Origin of the sequence: Pseudomonas sediminis, assembly GCF_002741105.1 — a bacterium.
Taxonomy (GTDB): Bacteria; Pseudomonadota; Gammaproteobacteria; order Pseudomonadales; family Pseudomonadaceae; genus Aquipseudomonas; species Aquipseudomonas sediminis.
Map to the genome: position 1 here is coordinate 884,879 of NZ_NIQU01000001.1, position 18,574 is coordinate 903,452.

Genomic DNA, 18,574 nt, shown 5'->3' on the forward strand with positions numbered 1-18,574 from the left:
TACCGGTGGCGGGTTGCACTCACCCTACCTGAAATACTGCTAGCCGATATAGCGCCGCGGCACTCGAGCAGTGACCTTGCTCAGCAGCTCATAGCCAATGGTGCCGCACGCCGTGGCCACTTCATCCACCGGCAACTGGCTGCCCCACAGCTCCACCGGCGAGTCGACATCGGCCTCCGGCAGGTCCGTGATATCCACCGCCAACATGTCCATCGACACCCTGCCCGCCAGCTTGGCGCGCTGCCCCTCGATCAACACCGGTGTACCACTGGGAGCATGGCGTGGATAACCATCGGCATAACCGCAGCTGACCGTGGCAATACGCGAAGGCCGCTCGGCCACCCAGGCTGCGCCATAACCAACGCTTTCACCGACTGCCACCTCACGCACGGCGATCACCCGCGCAGCCAGGGTCATGGCCGGTTTCAGCCCCAGTTCGCGCGCACTCAGTTCGGCGAACGGCGTGGCGCCGTAGAGCATGATGCCGGGGCGCAGCCAATCCATATGCGCAGCGGGAATGGTCAGCACGGCCGCCGAGTTGGCCAGGGAACGATGATTGAAATCCAGATCCAGCAGATCGAGAAAACGCTCGACCTGCAGTTCGGTGAGCGGGTGGCCGCGCTCATCGGCACAGGCGAAATGGCTGAGCAGGTTGAGCTCGGCAACCTGCTCGGCGTCTTCGAGCCGCGCATGCCACTGACGTAGACTGGCGGCATCGAAACCGAGGCGGTGCATGCCAGAGTCGAGCTTGAGCCAGACGTTGAGCGGACGCACCAGCTCACTGGCAATCAGCGCTTCGGCCTGCGCCGCGCTCTGCAACACCAGATCCAGCCCCAGTTGCGCAGCGATGGCATATTCACTGGCCTCGAAACAGCCCTCAAGCAGCAGGATGCGCGTCTCACCGTGCATGGCGCGCACCTCGGCCGCCTCCTCTAGACAGGCCACGGCGAAGCCATCGGCAATCTCGTGCAACGCCGTGACTACCTCACGCACGCCATGCCCATAGGCATTGGCCTTGACCACGGCAAAGGCCTCGCGCCCGGGCGCACAACGCTTGGCCGCGGCGTAGTTATGAGCGATGGCAGAGAGGTCGACGATGGCGGCAAGCGGACGCATGACAGAAGGCCTGAACGAAAAACGGGCGCCCATCTTAACCGCTGGGCGCCCGTTTTAATTGATCTGTGCCGCTGCCGCGTTGCGCTGGAAACCGTGACGAGCGCAGCAACGACCTATTCGTCCTCGAACTGGTAGCTACCCGGTGCCAGATTCTCGAAGCGCGAATATTTGCCGAGGAAGGCCAGGCGTGCCGTACCCAGTGGGCCGTTACGCTGCTTGCCGATGATGATCTCGGCCACGCCCTTGTACTCGGTTTCCGGGTGGTACACCTCATCGCGGTAGACGAACAGGATGATGTCGGCGTCCTGCTCGATCGCACCGGATTCGCGCAGGTCGGAGTTGATCGGGCGCTTGTTCGGGCGCTGCTCCAGGCCACGGTTGAGCTGCGACAGAGCAATGACCGGGCAGTTGAATTCCTTGGCCAGCCCTTTGAGCGAGCGCGATATCTCGGAAATCTCGTTGACCCGACTGTCGCCGCTGGAGCCAGGAATCTGCATCAGCTGCAGGTAGTCGACCATGATCAGGCCGATCTCGCCGTGCTCGCGAGCCAGGCGCCGCGTACGCGCACGCATCTCGCTCGGCGAGATACCGGCGGTATCATCGATGAACAGCTTGCGATCGTTGAGCAGGTTGACCGCACTGGTCAGGCGCGGCCAGTCATCGTCGTCGAGCTGACCGGCACGTACCTTGGTCTGGTCGATGCGCCCCAACGAGGCGAGCATACGAATGACGATGGACTCCGACGGCATCTCCAGCGAGTAGACGAGAATCGCCTTGTCGCTGCGCATCAGCGCGTTTTCCACCAGGTTCATGGCGAAGGTGGTCTTACCCATCGACGGACGGCCGGCGACGATGATCATGTCGGCCGGCTGCAGGCCGCTGGTGAGGTTGTCCAGATCGTCGAAACCGGTCGACAGACCGGTGATCGCATCGCCGTTGTTGAACAGCGTGTCGATACGGTCGATGGCCTTGACCAGAATGTCGTTGATCCCCACCGGGCCGCCGGTCTTGGGGCGGTCTTCGGCAATCTGGAAGATCAAACGCTCGGCTTCGTCGAGAATCTCCTCGCCCGTGCGCCCCTCTGGGGCGTAGGCACTGTCGGCAATGTCGTTGCTGATGCTGATCAGTTTGCGCAAGGTGGCGCGCTCACGAATGATCTGCGCATAGGCCTTGATGTTGGCCACCGACGGCGTGTTCTTCGCCAGTTCGGCGAGATAAGCCAGGCCACCGACTTGCGACAGCTGCCCTTCCTTGTCCAATTGCTCGGACAGAGTCACCACGTCGAAGGGTTCGTTACGCTCGGCCAGTTTGAAGATGGCGCGGAAGATCAACCGGTGGTCATGGCGATAGAAATCGACATCCGACACACCATCGAGCACGCGCTCCCAGGCGTTGTTGTCGAGCATCAGGCCGCCGAGCACCGACTGTTCCGCCTCGATGGAGTGCGGAGGCACTTTCAGGGCGGCAGTCTGCAGGTCGTATTGCTCGGGAATGCTGATGTCGTTCATAGGCTCGGGAAGAAAATGCTGCGATAGAAAAACAAAGGGCACGGATCGCAGAGCGATACCGTGCCCGATTGTCAGCAGACCTACGCTACAGCGCAAGCCCGCTTGGCGGCTACTTGATTAAGCAGCGACCACAACCACCTTGACGGTGGCTTCGACGTCGGTGTGCAGGTGCACAGCTACGTCGTATTCGCCAACCTGGCGAATGGTGCCGTTCGGCAGACGAACTTCAGCCTTGGCCACTTCAACGCCGGAGGCGGTCAGGGCGTCAGCGATGTCGTGGGTGCCGATGGAACCGAACAGCTTGCCTTCATCGCCAGCGGTGGCGGTGATGGTGACTTCCAGTTCAGCCAGCTGAGCAGCGCGAGATTCAGCGGAAGCTTTCTTCTCGGCAGCAGCTTTTTCCAGCTCGGCGCGACGTGCTTCGAAAGCAGCAACGTTGGCTTCGGTGGCAGCAGTGGCTTTGCCTTGCGGCAGCAGGAAGTTACGGCCGTAACCGGCTTTAACGTTCACTTTGTCGCCCAGGTTGCCCAGATTGGCGATTTTTTCCAGCAGGATGACTTCCATTTGGGTCTTACCTCTTAACTTTTAACCTTCACCGTTCGCAGAGCCAGGGCCATTCTTGCGCGCCAGGCGACCGCGAAAATCAAACAGACTGTCGACGATGGCCAAGACCACCAGTAACGGATAGATCAGCTGCATGAACAGCAGGAGCGTGATGTACATGCCCACCAGCCAAAAGCGAGCGAGCCCACCCTTTTCTACCAAGCCATGCACCAGGGCGATCCCGGCGAACAACAGCGGCACACTGCATAGCGGCGTGAGCATGGCCAACTGCGGCCCCAGATTGGGACCTAGGATCATGCCCGCCAGCAGCAACAGCGCCTGCGGCAGCGGCAGTCTCAGGGCGCGGAACTCGCGACCGAAACCGCCTGGGTTGTACAACACGGCCTGCCAGTAACGCCCAAGGATCAGGCTCAGCAAGCTCAGAATCTGCAGCAAGGCCGCCAGCAATCCGGTCAGCACCGGTGCGATCAAAGCCTCGAGACGCTCGCGTTCACTCACCGGCAACTGCTGGTGAGCCCCATCGAACATGGTCGGCAGCAGCTTCTGCAGCTCACCGGCCATGGCCGCGATGGGTTCGCGGAACACTGCCCCAAGGACAAATCCATACACCAGGCCCAGTGCCACACTGCTCAGCAGTATGCGGTTCCAGGTCCAGTTGGCGCGCAACAACAACGCCAACCCCAGCGCACCGACCAGCACCAGCAAGGTGCGCGGTTCGCCGAAATACCACCAGGCAATCGCCGGTAGCAGGGCCCAGGCCAGGATGCCGATGGCATCACTGGCTCCACGCCGCAGCAGCACCAGGCTGCCAGCGGCTGCACTCAACCAGAACAACAGCGGCATTGCTGCCGATCCCACCACCACGAGGGTGGCCTGCATACGGCCGCGCATGATGTATTCAGCCAGGGCGCGCATGCGATCTATTCCTTAACTCTTGTCGACTGTCCGGTCTCAGCGGCCGTGGCTGTCGGTGTAGGGCAGCAGGGCCAGGAAGCGGGCGCGCTTGATAGCGGTGGCCAGCTGACGCTGATAACGAGCCTTGGTACCGGTGATACGGCTAGGAACGATTTTGCCGGTTTCCGAGATGTAGGCTTTCAGGGTGTTGAGATCTTTGAAATCGATCTCTTTCACGTCTTCAGCGGTGAAGCGGCAGAATTTACGACGACGGAAGAAACGTGCCATGTGATTGGCTCCTCAATAGATCCGTGGATTACTCGTCAGCGTTGTCGCTGTCGTTGCTGTCGCTGTCATCGCCGTCGTTGGACTCGGCGTTTTCAGGACGTTCACGACGCTCGCGGCGCTCACTGCGGTTTTCTTCGGCCTTCAGCATCTCGGACTGGCCAGTGACGGCCTCGTCGCGACGGATGACCAGGTTACGGATCACGGCGTCGTTGTAGCGGAAGTTGTCTTCCAGCTCGGCCAGGGCCTTGCCGGTGCACTCTACGTTGAGCATCACGTAGTGGGCTTTGTGGACGTTGTTGATGGCGTAAGCCAGCTGACGACGACCCCAATCTTCCATGCGGTGAATCTTGCCACCGTCTTCTTCGATCAGCTTGGTGTAACGCTCGACCATGCCGCCGACTTGCTCGCTCTGATCCGGGTGAACCAGAAAGATGATTTCGTAATGACGCATAAATGCTCCTTACGGGTTGTAGCCTGCCAACTAAGGTGGTCAGGCAAGGAGTGGGTTTTCTCGTGATGAGCTTGCCGGGCGGTAGGCGCGAAAAGGCCTGCCGTCACGGCAAGGGGCGCCATTCTAGAGAAGCCCCCTGCCGCACGCAAGACGAATTGGCGATTATTTGAGCAGTCAGCCCTTGCGCTTGGCCTGACGCTGGCGCACCGCTTCGAACAGGCAGACCCCAGTGGCAACCGAGACGTTGAGGCTGCTGACACTGCCGGCCATGGGCAGCTTGACCAGATAATCGCAGTGCTCTCGGGTCAAGCGGCGCATGCCCTTGCCCTCGGCGCCCATGATCAGCACCGTCGGCCCGGTCATGTCCTGCTCATAGACCTCCTGCTCGGCCTCGCCGGCCGTACCCACCACCCACAGGCCGCGCTGCTGCAACTTCTCCAGGCTGCGCGCCAGGTTGGTCACCGCCACCAGCGGAATCACCTCGGCAGCGCCACAGGCGACCTTGCGCACCGTGGCGTTGAGGGTTGCCGATTTATCCTTGGGCACGATCACCGCCAACGCGCCGGCGGCGTCCGCCGTACGCAGGCAGGCCCCCAGGTTGTGCGGATCGGTTACGCCATCGAGCACCAATAGCAAAGGCGGGCCTTCGCAGCGATCGAGCAATTCCTCGAGCATCGCCTCGCCCCAGACCTGGCTGGGGCTGACGTCGGCAATCACACCCTGATGCACGCCCTCGACCCAGGCATCCATCTCACGGCGCTCGCACTGCCCGACTTTTACGCGAGACTGCGCAGCCAGCTCCAGCAAGGGTTGCACTCGAGGATCACTGCGACCATCGGCCAGCCAGACCTGCTTCACCCGCTTGGGGTGATGACGCAACAAGGCTTCTACGGCATGTACGCCGTAGATCTTTTCCAGATCACTCATGACTTGGCCTTACGCTTGCGCGGCTTACCGCCAGGCGGCGGGGCACTGTCGCCTCGTCCGGAGCCTTTGCGCGAACCACCGGCCGGCTTGCTCGCCGACTTGCCGGCAGCACCCTTGCCACTCGCGTCCTTGCCAGCCTTGGCGCCAGCCAACAACGCTTTCTTCACGTTCCGGCTTTTCTGCACGTCGGTATTGCCCATGCCATTCGGCTTGCCACCGCGACGAGCATCATCACCCTTACCGGCCTTGTCCTGACTCAGCTCGAAGTCGATCTTGCGCTCGTCCAGATCGACGCGCATTACCTTCACCTCGACACTGTCGCCAAGGCGGAAGCTGCGGCCGCTACGCTCGCCGGACAGGCGATGGTGAACCGGATCGAAGTGGTAGTAGTCGGCCGGCAACGCGGTCACGTGCACCAGGCCCTCGACGTAGATGTCGCGCAGCTCGACAAAGATGCCGAAACCGGTCACGGCAGTGATCACACCGGCGAAGGTCTCACCGACGCGATCCTGCATGAACTCGCACTTGAGCCAGTTGACCACGTCACGCGTCGCCTCATCGGCACGGCGCTCGGTCATCGAGCACTGCTCGCCGAGTTTCTCCAAGGTCGCCTCATCGTACGGATAGATGCGTGCCTTGGGCATGATCGCCGCACCTGCACGCTCGACGTGCTTGGTTTCGCGCTTGGAACGAACAACGCTGCGAATGGCGCGGTGCACCAGCAGGTCCGGATAGCGACGGATCGGCGAGGTGAAGTGAGTATAAGCCTCGTAATTGAGGCCAAAGTGCCCTTCGTTCTGCGCGCTGTACACCGCCTGGCTCAGCGAGCGCAGCATCACGGTCTGGATCAGGTGATAGTCCGGGCGCTCGCGAATGCTTTCCAGCAGTCGCTGATAGTCCTTGGGCGACGGGCCGTCCTTGGACTTGCCGCGCTGCAGCGAAAGCCCCAGCTCGCCGAGGAAGGCCTTGAGTTTTTCCAGGCGCTCCAGCGGCGGACCATCATGCACGCGGTACAGCGACGGAATCTCGTGATCCTGCATGAAGCGCGCAGTGGCCACGTTGGCGGCCAACATGCACTCTTCGATCAGCTTGTGCGCGTCGTTACGCTGGGTCGGGCGGATTTCGTCGATCTTGCGATCAGTACCGAAGACGATGCGCGTCTCCTGCGTTTCGAAATCGATGGCGCCGCGCTCGTGACGAGCAGCGACCAGCACCTGGTACAGCGCATAGAGCTGGTTGAGGTGCGGCAGGACCTCCTTGTACTCGCTGCGCAGGGACTTGCCCTCGCTGCTCTTGGGATCTTCCAGCATCAGGCTGACCTTGTTGTAGGTCAGGCGCGCATGGGAGTGGATCACCGCCTCGTAGAACTTGTAGTCGACCATCTGACCACTTTTGGACATGGTCATTTCGCAAACCATGGCCAGGCGATCAACGTGCGGATTGAGCGAGCACAGGCCGTTGGACAGCTCTTCTGGCAGCATCGGCACCACGCGCTCAGGGAAGTACACCGAGTTGCCGCGCTCGACCGCCTCGGCGTCCAGCGCCGAACCGACCTTGACGTAGTGCGACACGTCGGCGATGGCCACGTAGAGCTTCCAGCCACCGGAGAACAGCTTCCAGCGGCTGCTGTTCTTCTCGCAGTAAACGGCGTCGTCGAAGTCACGCGCGTCCTCACCATCGATGGTGACGAAGGGCAGATGACGCAGGTCGACGCGTTTCTCCTTGTCCTTCTCTTCCACTTCAGGCTTGAGCTTGCGCGCTTCCTTGACTACGGCCTCGGGCCAGACGTGCGGGATGTCGTAGCTGCGCAGCGCCACGTCGATTTCCATGCCCGGCGCCATGTAGTTGCCGATCACCTCGACGATGTCGCCCTGCGGCTGGAAGCGCGCGGTAGGCCAATGCGTGATCTTGATCTCGACGAACTGGCCGATGCGCGCACCGGCAGTACGGCCCGGCGTGACCAGCACTTCCTGCTGGATCTTGGGATTGTCGGCGACGACGAAACCGATGCCGTTTTCTTCGTAGTAACGGCCAACGATGCTCTCATGAGCGCGTTCGATCACCTCGACGATGCCGCCTTCACGGCGGCCACGCCGGTCGAAGCCCGCGACCCGCACCAACGCGCGATCGCGATCGAACACCAGGCGCATCTGCGCCGGGCTGAGGAACAGGTCGTCGCTGCCGTCATCCGGCACGAGGAAGCCGAAGCCGTCGCGGTGACCACTGATACGGCCGCAGATCAGGTCGAGCTTGTCCACCGGGGCGTAAGTGCCGCGGCGGGTATAGATGAGTTGACCGTCACGCTCCATGGCGCGCAGACGGCGGCGCAGCGCTTCGAGCTGATCGTCGGTATGCAAACCGAACTCTTCGACCAGTTGTTCACGACTGGCAGGCGCGCCGCGCTCGGCCAGGTGCGAAAGGATCAGCTCACGGCTGGGGATGGGGTTGTCGTATTTTTCCGCCTCGCGGGCGGCCTCGGGATCGAGGGATTGCCAATCGGCCATGTAAGGAGGATTACCTGTGCTTATGTATAAAGGTGTATGCCATATGCCTATTGAAGCGCGAAAAAGGCATCCGGGGCAGCTTTTCCGGTGACAATAATTTTTTTGGGGTCAGGGGTTTACAAGGTAAATGCCCGCCCGTATAGTTCGCGCCCACAGCGTCGAGCAGACGTTGTAACACGAAGCAGATGATGATTCATCGGTTTCTGTGCCCAGGTGGCGGAATTGGTAGACGCGCTGGTTTCAGGTATCAGTGACTTAACGGTCGTGGAAGTTCGAGTCTTCTCCTGGGCACCAAATTCGTGAAGTGGTTTGATAACCCACTTTGCAAATAAACGGATGCAACGCTCCGTGTCGGCAACGACGAACATTGCTGCAGTGCCCAGGTGGCGGAATTGGTAGACGCGCTGGTTTCAGGTATCAGTGACTTAACGGTCGTGGAAGTTCGAGTCTTCTCCTGGGCACCAAAATTCAAAAAACCGAGTCGAACGACTCGGTTTTTTATTGCCCACAAAAAAGCAGACCACCTCGCAGGGCGCGCTACGCGCACCCGCCCAGACGAGGTGCGCACGGCGCACCCTACACCTTGAATTGCCCCAGGCTGGCCTTGAGCTGCGCTGCCAACTCATCCAACGCCCGCGCATTGCCGGCAATCGCAGTCACCGCCTCGGCCGCACGCTGCGCTTCGGCATGAATGGTCTCGACACGCCCGCGTACCGCTCCCGCACCGTCCGCCTGATGTGCCGCCGCCTGAGTGGCTGCATTGATGGCACCATGCACTTCGTCTACCGACTGCTGCACCGACTGCTGCAGGCGCGCACTGTCACGCAGCACCTGCAGCCCTTCACTGCCTTGCGCGCCTGCCTGGGCGATGGCGGCAACCGCCTCTTGCGCGCCCCGCTGTAGCGCAGCGATATGGGTCTGGATATCGCCAGTGGACTGCTGAGTCTTGCTCGCCAGCGCCCGCACCTCGTCGGCCACTACCGCAAAACCACGCCCACTCTCACCAGCCCGCGCCGCCTCGATGGCCGCGTTGAGCGCGAGCAGGTTGGTCTGCTCGGCAATTGATTGGATCACCGTCAGCACCACCTCGATCTGCTCGCTTTGCTTGGCCAGGCGCTCGATCACTGCCGAGCCATCGGCCACCCGCGCCACCAAGCCTTCGATCAGCACTGACAGACGCTGAGCGATAGCCGCATTTTCATGCGCAGCCTGGCGGATGGTGTCGACGCGCTGCAGCGCATCCTGCATGGCCTGGCTTTCCGCCTGCGCCTCGTCGGCCATTTGCTCCAACGCCTGCAGGCTGCCCGCCACCTCATCGCGCTGACGACCAGCAGCGGCCTCGGCCGCCACCCCGCGCTGAGTCAGGCTGCGGATCTGCTCGCCAGTGCGCAACGCCACCTCGCCAGACTCACGCACGATGGGCTGCAGCTTGGCGATGAAACGATTGACCGCATCGGCCATTTCGCCAACTTCATCCTGACTGTCGATACTCACGCGGCGAGTCAGGTCCCCCTCGCCCGCCGCCAGGTCATTGAGCGCGGCACTGAGTAGACGCAGGCGACTCAGCACTCGCCAGCCCAACACCAGGGCGACCATTACCATTGCCAACGCCCCCACGATCAACAAGCCGAGGGCGATGTTCCAACGCAGCGAATCCGCCGCCACGCGCACCGACTCACCACCGTTACGCGCCATTTCCTGGGTGTAGCGCTCGGCCGACTGCAGGCGCTCGCGCAGCGCGCCGGTCGCCTCTTCGGAAGCGCCGGCCAGACTGCTATCGACCAGTTCACCAGCACCGCTGACCAAAGCAGCAAAGCGGCCGTCCAGCGCAGTCAACTCCTTCTCCACCAGATCCAGCGACAGGCCCATCTGCACCTTGCCGATCGAAGCGCCCATCGGACTGATTTGCGCCTCAACCACGTACACGCGCGGATCACGCGACGCAGCTTCGACCAGCTTCTCCAGCGGAGAGTCACCCTGCCCGGCAGCGACCAGCTCGCGTACCTGTGCATTACTGCGATTGAAATTGCGCGTCAGGCGCTTGCCTTCGGCGTCATAGATGATGGCGAATAGCACCGCTGGGTCCTGCTGGGCGATTCGGGTAAGCGCCGTCAGCGCAGGAATGTCCAGATCCCAGATGGACTTCGGCGCAACACCCGCCAACAACTGCGCCAGCGCCTGACCGGATTGCTTGAGATTACCCTCGAGCACCACGCGCAGTTGCGCTTGCTCGCTCTTCAACTGGGTGGAAAGCCCTTCGCCCAGGCGAGTGCGGGTACTGCTCGACAACGCCGCCAGCCCCTGACTCATCTCGCGCTCGGCCATGTTCAGCTCTTCACCAAGGCGCTGGCTCTGACCGCCCAGGCGCTGCGCCAGATCCTCGACCATGCCCTCGACCGATGCACGCATCAGCCAGACAGCCAAACCAACCTGCACCAACATGGCCAGACCAAGCGCAACGAACACCGGACGCAGCAGACGGCTACGCAACATGGAAACGATGGCGAACACTGGGGACACTCCTCAACGACCGTAACAGCTATAACGGCGACTTCCGGGATTTATTGAATACAAGCAAAGCGCATGCCCAGCACCCCTGCCAGAGCCCCGTACGGGCGAGCACAAAAAAGCCGCCCGAAGGCGGCTCCTATGCGACTCGAGAATCTCTCGATCAGGCAAACGGATGACGCAGCACGATGGTCTCGTTGCGGTCCGGGCCGGTGGAGATGATGTCGATCGGCGCACCGACCAGCTCTTCCACACGCTTGATGTAGGCACGCGCAGCGGCCGGCAAGTCTTCCAGGGTCTTGGCGCCCAGGGTGGATTCGCTCCAGCCCGGCATTTCCTCGTAGACCGGCTGCAGGCCGATGTAGCTGTCGGCGTCGGTCGGCGCATCGACCAGCACCTGGCCATTGGCATCCTTGTAACCGGTGCAGATGCGGATGGTTTCCAGGCCGTCGAGCACGTCCAGCTTGGTCAGGCACAGGCCGGAGATGCTGTTGATCTCGATGGCGCGACGCAGGATCACCGCATCGAACCAGCCGCAACGGCGGGCGCGGCCAGTGGTGGCACCGAACTCGTGACCACGCTTGGCCAGGAAGGCACCGACGTCATCGAACAGTTCGGTCGGGAACGGACCGGAACCGACACGAGTGGTGTAGGCCTTGGTGATGCCGAGGATGTAATCCAGGTACAGCGGGCCGAAACCGGAACCGGTGGCGATACCGCCAGCAGTGGTGTTGGAGCTGGTGACGTAGGGGTAAGTACCGTGGTCGATATCCAGCAGCGAGCCCTGGGCGCCTTCGAACATGATGTCCTTGCCGCCACGACGCAGGTCATGCAGCACGGCAGTGACATCAGCCATCATCGGCTTGAGCAGCTCGGCGTATTCCATGCACTCATCCAGGGTCTTCTGGAAGTCGATGGCCGGCTCTTTGTAGAAGTTGACCAGCTGGAAGTTGTGATAGTCCAGCAGCTCGCCCAGCTTGGCGGCGAAACGCTCGCGATGGAACAGATCACCGACACGCAGACCGCGGCGCGCGACCTTGTCTTCGTATGCCGGGCCGATACCGCGACCGGTAGTACCGATCTTGGCGTCACCACGGGCCTTTTCGCGCGCCTGATCCAGCGCTACGTGGTAAGACAGGATCAGCGGGCAGGCCGGGCTGATACGCAGGCGCTCACGCACCGGCACACCCTTCTCTTCCAGCTTGGTAATTTCGCGCATCAGGGCGTCGGGCGCCACGACCACACCGTTGCCGATCAGGCACTCGACGCCTTCACGCAGGATACCGGACGGAATCAGGTGCAGGACGGTCTTCTCACCGTTGATCACCAGGGTGTGACCCGCGTTGTGACCACCCTGATAACGCACGACTGCAGCGGCCTGCTCGGTGAGCAGGTCGACGATTTTGCCCTTGCCCTCATCACCCCACTGGGTGCCCAGGACGACGACATTCTTACCCATAAACTTGTCCTCTTCGCGCAAGCTTCGATGCCGGCCGCGGGCCGGCGAAAATGAATTCAGGACGCCAGGGGCGCCACCTGCCAACGTCCATCACGCAGCGCCAGCAGGCGATCACAGCCCGCCTCGCGCGCATCGGCCTCGCTCTGCCCGGGCAGCGCCTGTACCACGCGCTCGCCCTCACCACGCAGACGACGAACGGCCTGCCACAGATAGAGATCATGATTGTCCGGTGCCCAGACGCCGCTGACCGTCTCATCCACACGCATGTCACCCAGGGTTACCAGGGTCTTGAGGTCGGTAGAGAAGCCAGTAGCTGGGCGTGCACGACCGAATACCGCGCCGGTATCGTCGTAACGACCACCCTGAGCGATGGCTCCGCCCTCGCCCGGTACGAACGCCGCGAACACCACACCGGTGTGGTAGTTGTAGCCGCGCAACTCGCCCAGGTCGAAGTACAGCGGCAGCTCCGGATAGCGCAGCTCCAGCGCATCGGCGATAGCCACCAGCTCATCGAGCGCAGCGTGCACCGCATCCGGCGCCTCGACCAACACGGCCTGAGCCAGGTCCAGCACCTCGCGGCCACCGCATAGCTCGGCAAGCGAGCGCAGCATACTGCCCAGCCCAGCCGGCAATGCCGCGGTCAGGCTTTCGATTTCATCCATCGCCTTGCGCTGCAGCGCATCGAACAACTGCTGCTCAGCTTCGCCGGACAGCCCAGCGGCATGCGCCAGACCACGATAGATGCCGACATGGCCGAGATCCATGTGCACGTCCGGCACCGCAGCCAGCTCGAGGGTCTCCACCAGCAGGCTGATCACTTCGATATCGCTGGCCGGGCTGGCGTCGCCATAGAGCTCGGCGCCCAACTGGATCGGGCTACGCGACGTGGTCAAGGCACGCGGCTGCGCATGCAGCACGCTGCCGGCATAGCAAAGACGGCTCGGCCCTTCACGGCGCAAGGTGTGGGCATCGATACGCGCCACCTGCGGGGTGATGTCTGCACGAAAGCCCATCTGCCGACCGGACAGCGGATCGGTGACCTTGAAAGTGCGCAGGTCAAGATCCTGGCCGGCGCCAGTCAGCAGGGATTCCAGGTACTCGATATGGGGGGTGACGACGAACTCGTAACCCCAACGTTGGAACAGATCCAGCACCTGACGGCGTGCCGCCTCGATGCGTGCCGCTTCCGGCGGCAGTACTTCTTCGATGCCATCTGGCAGCAGCCAGCGGTCTACCGTTGCCATTTCGCCATTCCCCTCTCGATCCGGGCGGCACAAGCCTTCAGTGAAGCAGATATAGAAGGGCAGTACCCAGCAGCATGCTGGCCAGCCCCATAAGGCGCAGTCGACGGTCGGGCAAACGAGCTGCCTGCATGACCGCTCCGCGCCAATGGCGCGGATAGAGGAAGGGCAGGATGCCTTCCAGCACCAATACCAGACACAACGCGATGCCGAGTTCCTGCCACATGATTCCCACAGACGCAAAAAAGCCGGGATTTTCCCGGCTGCCGCATGATACCACGTTTTACTTCGAGGTCACCCTGGCGACGCATCGCGCCGCCAGGGTTACCGATCAACGCTTGGACTTTTCCAGGTAGCGGAAGAAATCGCTACTCGGGTCAAGCACCAGCACATCACGCTTGTCAGCGAAGCTTTCGCGGTAAGCCTGCAGACTACGGTAGAAGGAGTAGAACTCCTGATCCTGACCGTAGGCGCTGGCATAGATGGAAGCAGCCTGAGCATCACCGTCACCGCGCAGCTCTTCAGCTTCACGATAGGCTTCAGCCAGCAGTACGCGGCGCTGACGATCGGCGTCGGCGCGAATACCTTCGGCCAGCTCGCGACCCTTGGCGCGATGCTCGCGAGCCTCACGCTCACGCTCGGTGCTCATCCGCTCGAACACGCTGCGATTCACTTCGCGCGGCAGGTCGATAGCCTTGACCCGCACGTCGACCACTTCGATACCCAGCTCACGCTCTGCAGCGCGGTTGAGGGTCGCGGTCACGTCGGCCATCAGCGCATCACGCTCACCAGATACCGACTCGTGCAGAGTGCGCTTACCGAACTGGTCACGCAGCGATGCCTCCAGACGACGCGCCAGACGCTCGTCTGCCACTTGTTTCATACCAGACGTCGCCTGATAGAAACGCTCGGCATCCTTCACCCGCCATTTGGCGTAGGCATCGACCATCAGCGCTTTCTTCTCCAAGGTCAGGAAGCGCGAGGAAGTTGAATCCAGCGTCAGCAGACGACCATCGAAGATGCGCACCTGGTTGACGTAAGGAATCTTCACATGCAGACCAGGCTGCACATCAGGCTGAACCACACGACCGAACTGCAGCAATACCGCGCGTTCCGTCTGCGCCACGATATAGAAGCTGTTCCATGCCACCAGGGCCACAACCACGGCCACGATCAGGCCGATCAGGGACTTGTTGTTCATCAACGGCCCTCCCGGGTACGCAGGTTACGCTGCGACAGATCGCTGCTCAGCGGCACGGCCGGATCACGCGTTGTCGAATTGCTGCTGTTGGCGGAGCTGGAGGAAGAAGCGCCACCACGGCTGTCGATCATCTTGTCCAGCGGCAGATAGAGCAGGTTGTTCTGCCCCTTGTCACCGGTGACCAGAACCTTGCTGGTGTTGCTCATCACTTCCTGCATGGTGTCGATGTACAGACGCTCACGAGTGATCTCAGGCGCCTTGCGGTACTCGGTGACCAACTTGGTGAAACGATCCGCCTCACCTTGAGCGCGGGCGATGATTTCATCACGGTAACCGTTGGCCTCTTCCAGCAGACGCTGGGCCTGACCACGCGCTTCCGGAATGACGCCGTTGGCGTAGGACTCGGCCTGGTTCTTCTCACGCTGCTCGTCTTCACGGGCACGGATCACGTCATCGAAGGCTTCCTGAACTTCACGCGGCGCCGCAGCACTCTGGATGTTCACCTGAGTAATGGTGATACCGGTCCGGTAGTTGTCGAGGAAACGCTGCAGGCGCTCACGCACCTCGCTGGCCATCAGTTCACGGCCTTCGGTCAGTACCTGGTCCATCTCGGTGGAACCCACCACATGGCGCACGGCACTGTCGGTGGCGTGCTGCAGGCTGACTTCCGGCTGATCGACGTTGAGCACGAAGTCCTGCAGGTTGCTCACCCGGTACTGCACGGTCAGCGGTACTTCGATGATGTTCTCGTCTTCGGTCAGCATGGCGCCCTGTTTGCTGTAGGCGCGTTCACGCGTGACGTTTTCCTGGAACTTGCGGTCGATTGGCGGGAAATAGATATTCAGGCCAGGACCAACGGTCTCGTGGTACTTGCCGAAGCGCAGCACCACAGCCTGCTCCTGCTCATCCACCACATAGATCGCGCTGTACAGCCATACCACCGCCAACAGGCCAAGGCCGACGAATAGCAGGCCGAAGCCACCGCCGCCGCCACTGCGACCAGATTCGTCGTCACCACGTTTCTTGCCACCGCCAAACAGCCCATTGAGGCTTTCTTGCAGCTTGCGGAACGCTTCGTCGAGATCCGGCGGCCCCTGCCGACCACCGCCTTTGCGGCCGCCCCAAGGGTCTTGATTGTTCGAGTTGCCACCCGGCTCATTCCAAGCCATAGCGTTCTCCGTACTGATAAAGCGAAGGCGCGCCCACGGCGCGCCGGCCAATGCTACCCAAAGCCCTATGGTGACAGCAAAGCCACTGTCCCAGGCTTTATTGCAAAGTATGTTGCTCGATGAAGGCCTGAGGCTCCAAACCTTCGCGACTCACCAGGCGATTGAGCTCGACTCGCGGCAAGCGTACCGCCAGCAAGCTATGCCCCAACTCGTCATGCTCCTCGCTCTGCACTGCCCCCAGCGCGAAGAACTGCGCACGCAGTCGCCCCAAGCGTTGCGGCAATTGCAGCGTAGCGACGAACAAATCTTCACCCAGCAGCTCCGCCACTGCTTGACGCAACAGTTCAAGGCCACGTCCCTCGCGGGCCGACAACCAGACACGTAGCGGCTTGCCATCAGCATCGCGCTGGATCTGCGGCTCGACACCATCCAACAAATCCAGCTTGTTGTATACCTCGAGCATCGGCAATTCGTGTGCGCCGATCTCCTTGAGCACGTTCTGCACCTGCTCGATCTGCGCCATACGCTCGGGCTCATGGGCATCGATAACGTGCAGCAGCAGATCGGAGTTGCTCGACTCTTCCAACGTAGCACGGAAGGCTTCGACCAGTTTGTGCGGCAGGTGACGAATGAAACCCACGGTATCGGCCAGCACGATCGGCCCCAGGTCGTCGAGTTCGAGACGCCGCAAGGTCGGGTCGAGCGTGGCGAACAACTGATCAGCCGCATAAACCTCGGAAGTGGTCAGGGCATTGAACAGCGTGGACTTGCCAGCGTTGGTGTAACCCACCAGGGAAACCGAAGGAATATCCGCACGCCTGCGCCCACGGCGCGCCTGCTCGCGCTGACTGCGCACCTTCTCGAGCTTCTGCTTGATCTGGCGAATGCGCACGCGCAGCAAGCGGCGGTCGGTTTCCAGCTGGGTTTCACCCGGACCACGCAGACCGATACCGCCCTTCTGCCGCTCGAGGTGAGTCCAACCACGCACCAGGCGTGTGCTCATGTGATCGAGCTGAGCCAGCTCGACCTGCAACTTGCCTTCGTGGGTGCGCGCACGCTGCGCGAAGATATCGAGGATCAAACCCGTACGATCAAGCACACGACACTCGAAAGCGCGTTCAAGGTTACGCTCTTGGCTCGGTGTCAGGGTGTGATTGAAGATGACCAGATCGGCCTCGATGGCCTTGACCTGGTCGCGCAACTCCTCGACCTTGCCGCTGCCGATAAGAAACTTGGCAGTCAGGCGACTGCTGGGCACGCTAAAGAAAGCGACCATGTCAGCACCCGCCGACATGGCCAATTCTTGGAACTCCTGGGGATCTTCGCTCGCCTCGGAGTCTTGGCCTTCCAGATGAACCAGGATGGCCCGCTCACCGCCCTCATGACGCTCGAAGAACAATGCAGCCCCCTATCAGGCGTTACCCGGCTCGCTATCGCCCTGCTCGGAGTCGCCAGCGCTTGGCAGGCGTACCGGACGACTTGGCACGACGGTGGAGATGGCATGCTTGTAGACCATCTGGCTGACAGTGTTCTTCAGCAGGATGACGAACTGGTCGAAGGACTCGATCTGGCCCTGCAGCTTGATGCCGTTGACCAGATAGATGGAAACAGGGACGCGTTCCTTACGCAGGGTATTCAGGTAAGGGTCTTGTAGCGAATGCCCTTTTGACATGTGCCGCACTCCTTTCGAGGATCAATTTCAATAATTTTAGTAGGTAAACAATGGCTTCAGGCCGTCCCACCCCCAAGGATAGACGACCAGCGGCAAGGTCTCATTTCAATATGGAGACGCTTCCCAGGTATTTCAAGACGCGAGACAGATTGTCGCAGGCCAGGCTATCGAGCCAATGCACGTTCTCCCAACCGCGCAACCAGGTGAACTGACGCTTGGCCAATTGCCGAGTGGCGATGATGCCCCGCTCGACCATTTCGTCCCGGGACAGCTCGCCATCGAGGTATTCCCATACCTGGCGATAACCCACCGCCCGTATAGACGGCAATCCCGCGTGCAAGTCACTTCGTCTACGCAGGGCTTGGACCTCTTCCACGAAACCCTGTTCCAACATCACCCGAAATCGTTGAGCGATGCGGTCATGCAAAACCTGACGCTGCGCTGGTGCGATAGCAAGCTGAGCAACAGTATAGGGTAATTGCCCGGCGCCTGATGTGCCCGCATCGGGATTTCCTGCAGCCTGACGCAGGCGATGTTCGGTCATGCTCATGCCGCTCAGGCGATAGACCTCTAGCGCCCGAGTCAGACGCTGCGGATCATTGGGATGGATACGCGCAGCGGACTGCGGATCGACCGCTGCCAGCTCCCGATGCAGCACCTCCCAGCCTTCGGCCACCGCACGCGCTTCCAGCTCGGCGCGGATCGCCGGGTCAGCACTGGGCATATCAGCCAGCCCTTCCAGCAAGGCCTTGTAGTAGAGCATGGTGCCGCCGACCAACAGCGGGATACGCCCGCGCGCAGCACTCTCGGCCATCGCGGCCAGCGCATCGGTGCGAAATTCCGCCGCCGAATAGCTCTCGGCCGGGTCACGAATATCAATCAATGCATGGGGAAACGCGTCCAGAACGTCGCGCTCCGGCTTGGCCGTGCCGATGTCCATGCCGCGATAGACCAGCGCCGAGTCGACGCTGATCAGGTCACACGGCAACACGCGAGCGAGCTCCAGGGCCAGGTCGGTCTTGCCGGCGGCGGTCGGCCCCATCAGGAAGATTGCAGGAGGAAGCGAAGACAT

General features: G+C 61.6%; 17 protein-coding genes, 2 tRNA genes and 1 pseudogene. 2 read left to right on the plus strand and 18 right to left on the minus strand.

Annotated elements, in window-relative coordinates; all coding sequences use genetic code 11:
• Positions 1-39 precede the first annotated feature (39 nt).
• The 8 genes from alr to rnr form a co-directional block, all read right to left on the minus strand.
• Entirely contained in the window at positions 40-1,116 is a 1,077-nt protein-coding gene (gene alr / locus CDO35_RS04140) for an alanine racemase (RefSeq protein ID WP_099522700.1), read from the minus strand.
• Between the two features lie 113 nt (positions 1,117-1,229).
• A complete protein-coding gene (gene dnaB / locus CDO35_RS04145; protein ID WP_099522701.1) occupies positions 1,230-2,624 on the minus strand; it encodes a replicative DNA helicase in 1,395 nt (464 codons plus the stop codon).
• Between the two features lie 117 nt (positions 2,625-2,741).
• Entirely contained in the window at positions 2,742-3,188 is a 447-nt protein-coding gene (gene rplI / locus CDO35_RS04150) for a 50S ribosomal protein L9 (RefSeq protein ID WP_017678673.1), read from the minus strand.
• A gap of 21 nt (positions 3,189-3,209) precedes the next feature.
• Entirely contained in the window at positions 3,210-4,103 is an 894-nt protein-coding gene (locus CDO35_RS04155; RefSeq protein ID WP_099522702.1) for a YybS family protein, read from the minus strand.
• A gap of 36 nt (positions 4,104-4,139) precedes the next feature.
• Entirely contained in the window at positions 4,140-4,370 is a 231-nt protein-coding gene (gene rpsR / locus CDO35_RS04160; RefSeq protein WP_003246847.1) for a 30S ribosomal protein S18, read from the minus strand.
• A gap of 28 nt (positions 4,371-4,398) precedes the next feature.
• The gene (gene rpsF, locus CDO35_RS04165) at positions 4,399-4,821 is read right to left on the minus strand and encodes a 30S ribosomal protein S6 (RefSeq protein WP_099522703.1); all 423 of its coding nucleotides are present in this window, start codon (positions 4,819-4,821) and stop codon (positions 4,399-4,401) included.
• Between the two features lie 174 nt (positions 4,822-4,995).
• Positions 4,996-5,748, minus strand: coding sequence for a 23S rRNA (guanosine(2251)-2'-O)-methyltransferase RlmB (gene rlmB, locus CDO35_RS04170; protein WP_099522704.1), 753 nt, complete (start codon positions 5,746-5,748; stop codon positions 4,996-4,998).
• A complete protein-coding gene (rnr, locus tag CDO35_RS04175) occupies positions 5,745-8,252 on the minus strand; it encodes a ribonuclease R (protein ID WP_099522705.1) in 2,508 nt (835 codons plus the stop codon). The genes rlmB and rnr overlap by 4 nt, the downstream gene beginning before the upstream one ends.
• Before the next feature lie 207 nt (positions 8,253-8,459).
• Here rnr and CDO35_RS04180 point away from each other — a divergent pair.
• Positions 8,460-8,546, plus strand: a tRNA-Leu gene (locus CDO35_RS04180).
• A gap of 83 nt (positions 8,547-8,629) precedes the next feature.
• A tRNA-Leu gene (locus tag CDO35_RS04185) sits at positions 8,630-8,716 on the plus strand.
• Between the two features lie 112 nt (positions 8,717-8,828).
• Here CDO35_RS04185 and CDO35_RS23190 read toward each other — a convergent pair.
• The 10 genes and pseudogenes from CDO35_RS23190 to miaA all read right to left on the minus strand — a co-directional run bounded on the left by CDO35_RS23190 (position 8,829) and on the right by miaA (position 18,574).
• Positions 8,829-9,713 carry a methyl-accepting chemotaxis protein gene (locus CDO35_RS23190; RefSeq protein ID WP_371916930.1) on the minus strand — a complete coding sequence of 295 codons (885 nt, stop codon included), beginning with the start codon at positions 9,711-9,713 and terminating at the stop codon, positions 8,829-8,831.
• Positions 9,687-10,745, minus strand: a pseudogene (locus CDO35_RS23195) (HAMP domain-containing protein); the annotation flags it as partial. The pseudogene CDO35_RS23195 and the gene CDO35_RS23190, both read right to left, overlap by 27 nt.
• 178 nt (positions 10,746-10,923) lie before the next feature.
• Positions 10,924-12,219 (minus strand): adenylosuccinate synthase, encoded by a 1,296-nt coding sequence (locus CDO35_RS04195; RefSeq protein ID WP_099522707.1) that lies wholly within the window; start codon positions 12,217-12,219, stop codon positions 10,924-10,926.
• A 56-nt stretch (positions 12,220-12,275) separates the two neighbouring features.
• Positions 12,276-13,463 (minus strand): ATP phosphoribosyltransferase regulatory subunit, encoded by a 1,188-nt coding sequence (locus CDO35_RS04200; protein WP_099522708.1) that lies wholly within the window; start codon positions 13,461-13,463, stop codon positions 12,276-12,278.
• A 37-nt stretch (positions 13,464-13,500) separates the two neighbouring features.
• Complete coding sequence (locus CDO35_RS04205; protein WP_003459207.1) at positions 13,501-13,686, minus strand: DUF2065 domain-containing protein; 186 nt, start codon at positions 13,684-13,686, stop codon at positions 13,501-13,503.
• Between the two features lie 105 nt (positions 13,687-13,791).
• Positions 13,792-14,661 (minus strand): protease modulator HflC, encoded by an 870-nt coding sequence (gene hflC / locus CDO35_RS04210; protein WP_099522709.1) that lies wholly within the window; start codon positions 14,659-14,661, stop codon positions 13,792-13,794.
• Positions 14,661-15,830, minus strand: a complete 1,170-nt coding sequence (hflK, locus tag CDO35_RS04215) for an FtsH protease activity modulator HflK (RefSeq protein WP_099522710.1) — start codon at positions 15,828-15,830, stop codon at positions 14,661-14,663. Before hflK ends, hflC begins: the two co-directional genes overlap by 1 nt.
• A gap of 97 nt (positions 15,831-15,927) precedes the next feature.
• The gene (gene hflX / locus CDO35_RS04220) at positions 15,928-17,229 is read right to left on the minus strand and encodes a ribosome rescue GTPase HflX (protein ID WP_099522711.1); all 1,302 of its coding nucleotides are present in this window, start codon (positions 17,227-17,229) and stop codon (positions 15,928-15,930) included.
• A gap of 12 nt (positions 17,230-17,241) precedes the next feature.
• Positions 17,242-17,502 carry an RNA chaperone Hfq gene (gene hfq, locus CDO35_RS04225; RefSeq protein WP_024306757.1) on the minus strand — a complete coding sequence of 87 codons (261 nt, stop codon included), beginning with the start codon at positions 17,500-17,502 and terminating at the stop codon, positions 17,242-17,244.
• A 100-nt stretch (positions 17,503-17,602) separates the two neighbouring features.
• Positions 17,603-18,574 (minus strand): tRNA (adenosine(37)-N6)-dimethylallyltransferase MiaA, encoded by a 972-nt coding sequence (gene miaA / locus CDO35_RS04230; RefSeq protein ID WP_099522712.1) that lies wholly within the window; start codon positions 18,572-18,574, stop codon positions 17,603-17,605.

Excerpts from the sequence above, each read along its gene's own strand:
- alr (WP_099522700.1), bottom strand. The coding sequence starts at position 1,116 with ATGCGTCCGCTTGCCGCCATCGTCGACCTCTCTGCCATCGCTCATAAC.
- dnaB (WP_099522701.1), bottom strand. The coding sequence starts at position 2,624 with ATGAACGACATCAGCATTCCCGAGCAATACGACCTGCAGACTGCCGCC.
- rplI (WP_017678673.1), bottom strand. The coding sequence starts at position 3,188 with ATGGAAGTCATCCTGCTGGAAAAAATCGCCAATCTGGGCAACCTGGGC.
- CDO35_RS04155 (WP_099522702.1), bottom strand. The coding sequence starts at position 4,103 with ATGCGCGCCCTGGCTGAATACATCATGCGCGGCCGTATGCAGGCCACC.
- rpsR (WP_003246847.1), bottom strand. The coding sequence starts at position 4,370 with ATGGCACGTTTCTTCCGTCGTCGTAAATTCTGCCGCTTCACCGCTGAA.
- rpsF (WP_099522703.1), bottom strand. The coding sequence starts at position 4,821 with ATGCGTCATTACGAAATCATCTTTCTGGTTCACCCGGATCAGAGCGAG.
- rlmB (WP_099522704.1), bottom strand. The coding sequence starts at position 5,748 with ATGAGTGATCTGGAAAAGATCTACGGCGTACATGCCGTAGAAGCCTTG.
- rnr (WP_099522705.1), bottom strand. The coding sequence starts at position 8,252 with ATGGCCGATTGGCAATCCCTCGATCCCGAGGCCGCCCGCGAGGCGGAA.
- CDO35_RS23190 (WP_371916930.1), bottom strand. The coding sequence starts at position 9,713 with ATGGCCGATGCGGTCAATCGTTTCATCGCCAAGCTGCAGCCCATCGTG.
- CDO35_RS04195 (WP_099522707.1), bottom strand. The coding sequence starts at position 12,219 with ATGGGTAAGAATGTCGTCGTCCTGGGCACCCAGTGGGGTGATGAGGGC.
- CDO35_RS04200 (WP_099522708.1), bottom strand. The coding sequence starts at position 13,463 with ATGGCAACGGTAGACCGCTGGCTGCTGCCAGATGGCATCGAAGAAGTA.
- CDO35_RS04205 (WP_003459207.1), bottom strand. The coding sequence starts at position 13,686 with ATGTGGCAGGAACTCGGCATCGCGTTGTGTCTGGTATTGGTGCTGGAA.
- hflC (WP_099522709.1), bottom strand. The coding sequence starts at position 14,661 with ATGAACAACAAGTCCCTGATCGGCCTGATCGTGGCCGTGGTTGTGGCC.
- hflK (WP_099522710.1), bottom strand. The coding sequence starts at position 15,830 with ATGGCTTGGAATGAGCCGGGTGGCAACTCGAACAATCAAGACCCTTGG.
- hfq (WP_024306757.1), bottom strand. The coding sequence starts at position 17,502 with ATGTCAAAAGGGCATTCGCTACAAGACCCTTACCTGAATACCCTGCGT.
- miaA (WP_099522712.1), bottom strand. The coding sequence starts at position 18,574 with ATGTCTTCGCTTCCTCCTGCAATCTTCCTGATGGGGCCGACCGCCGCC.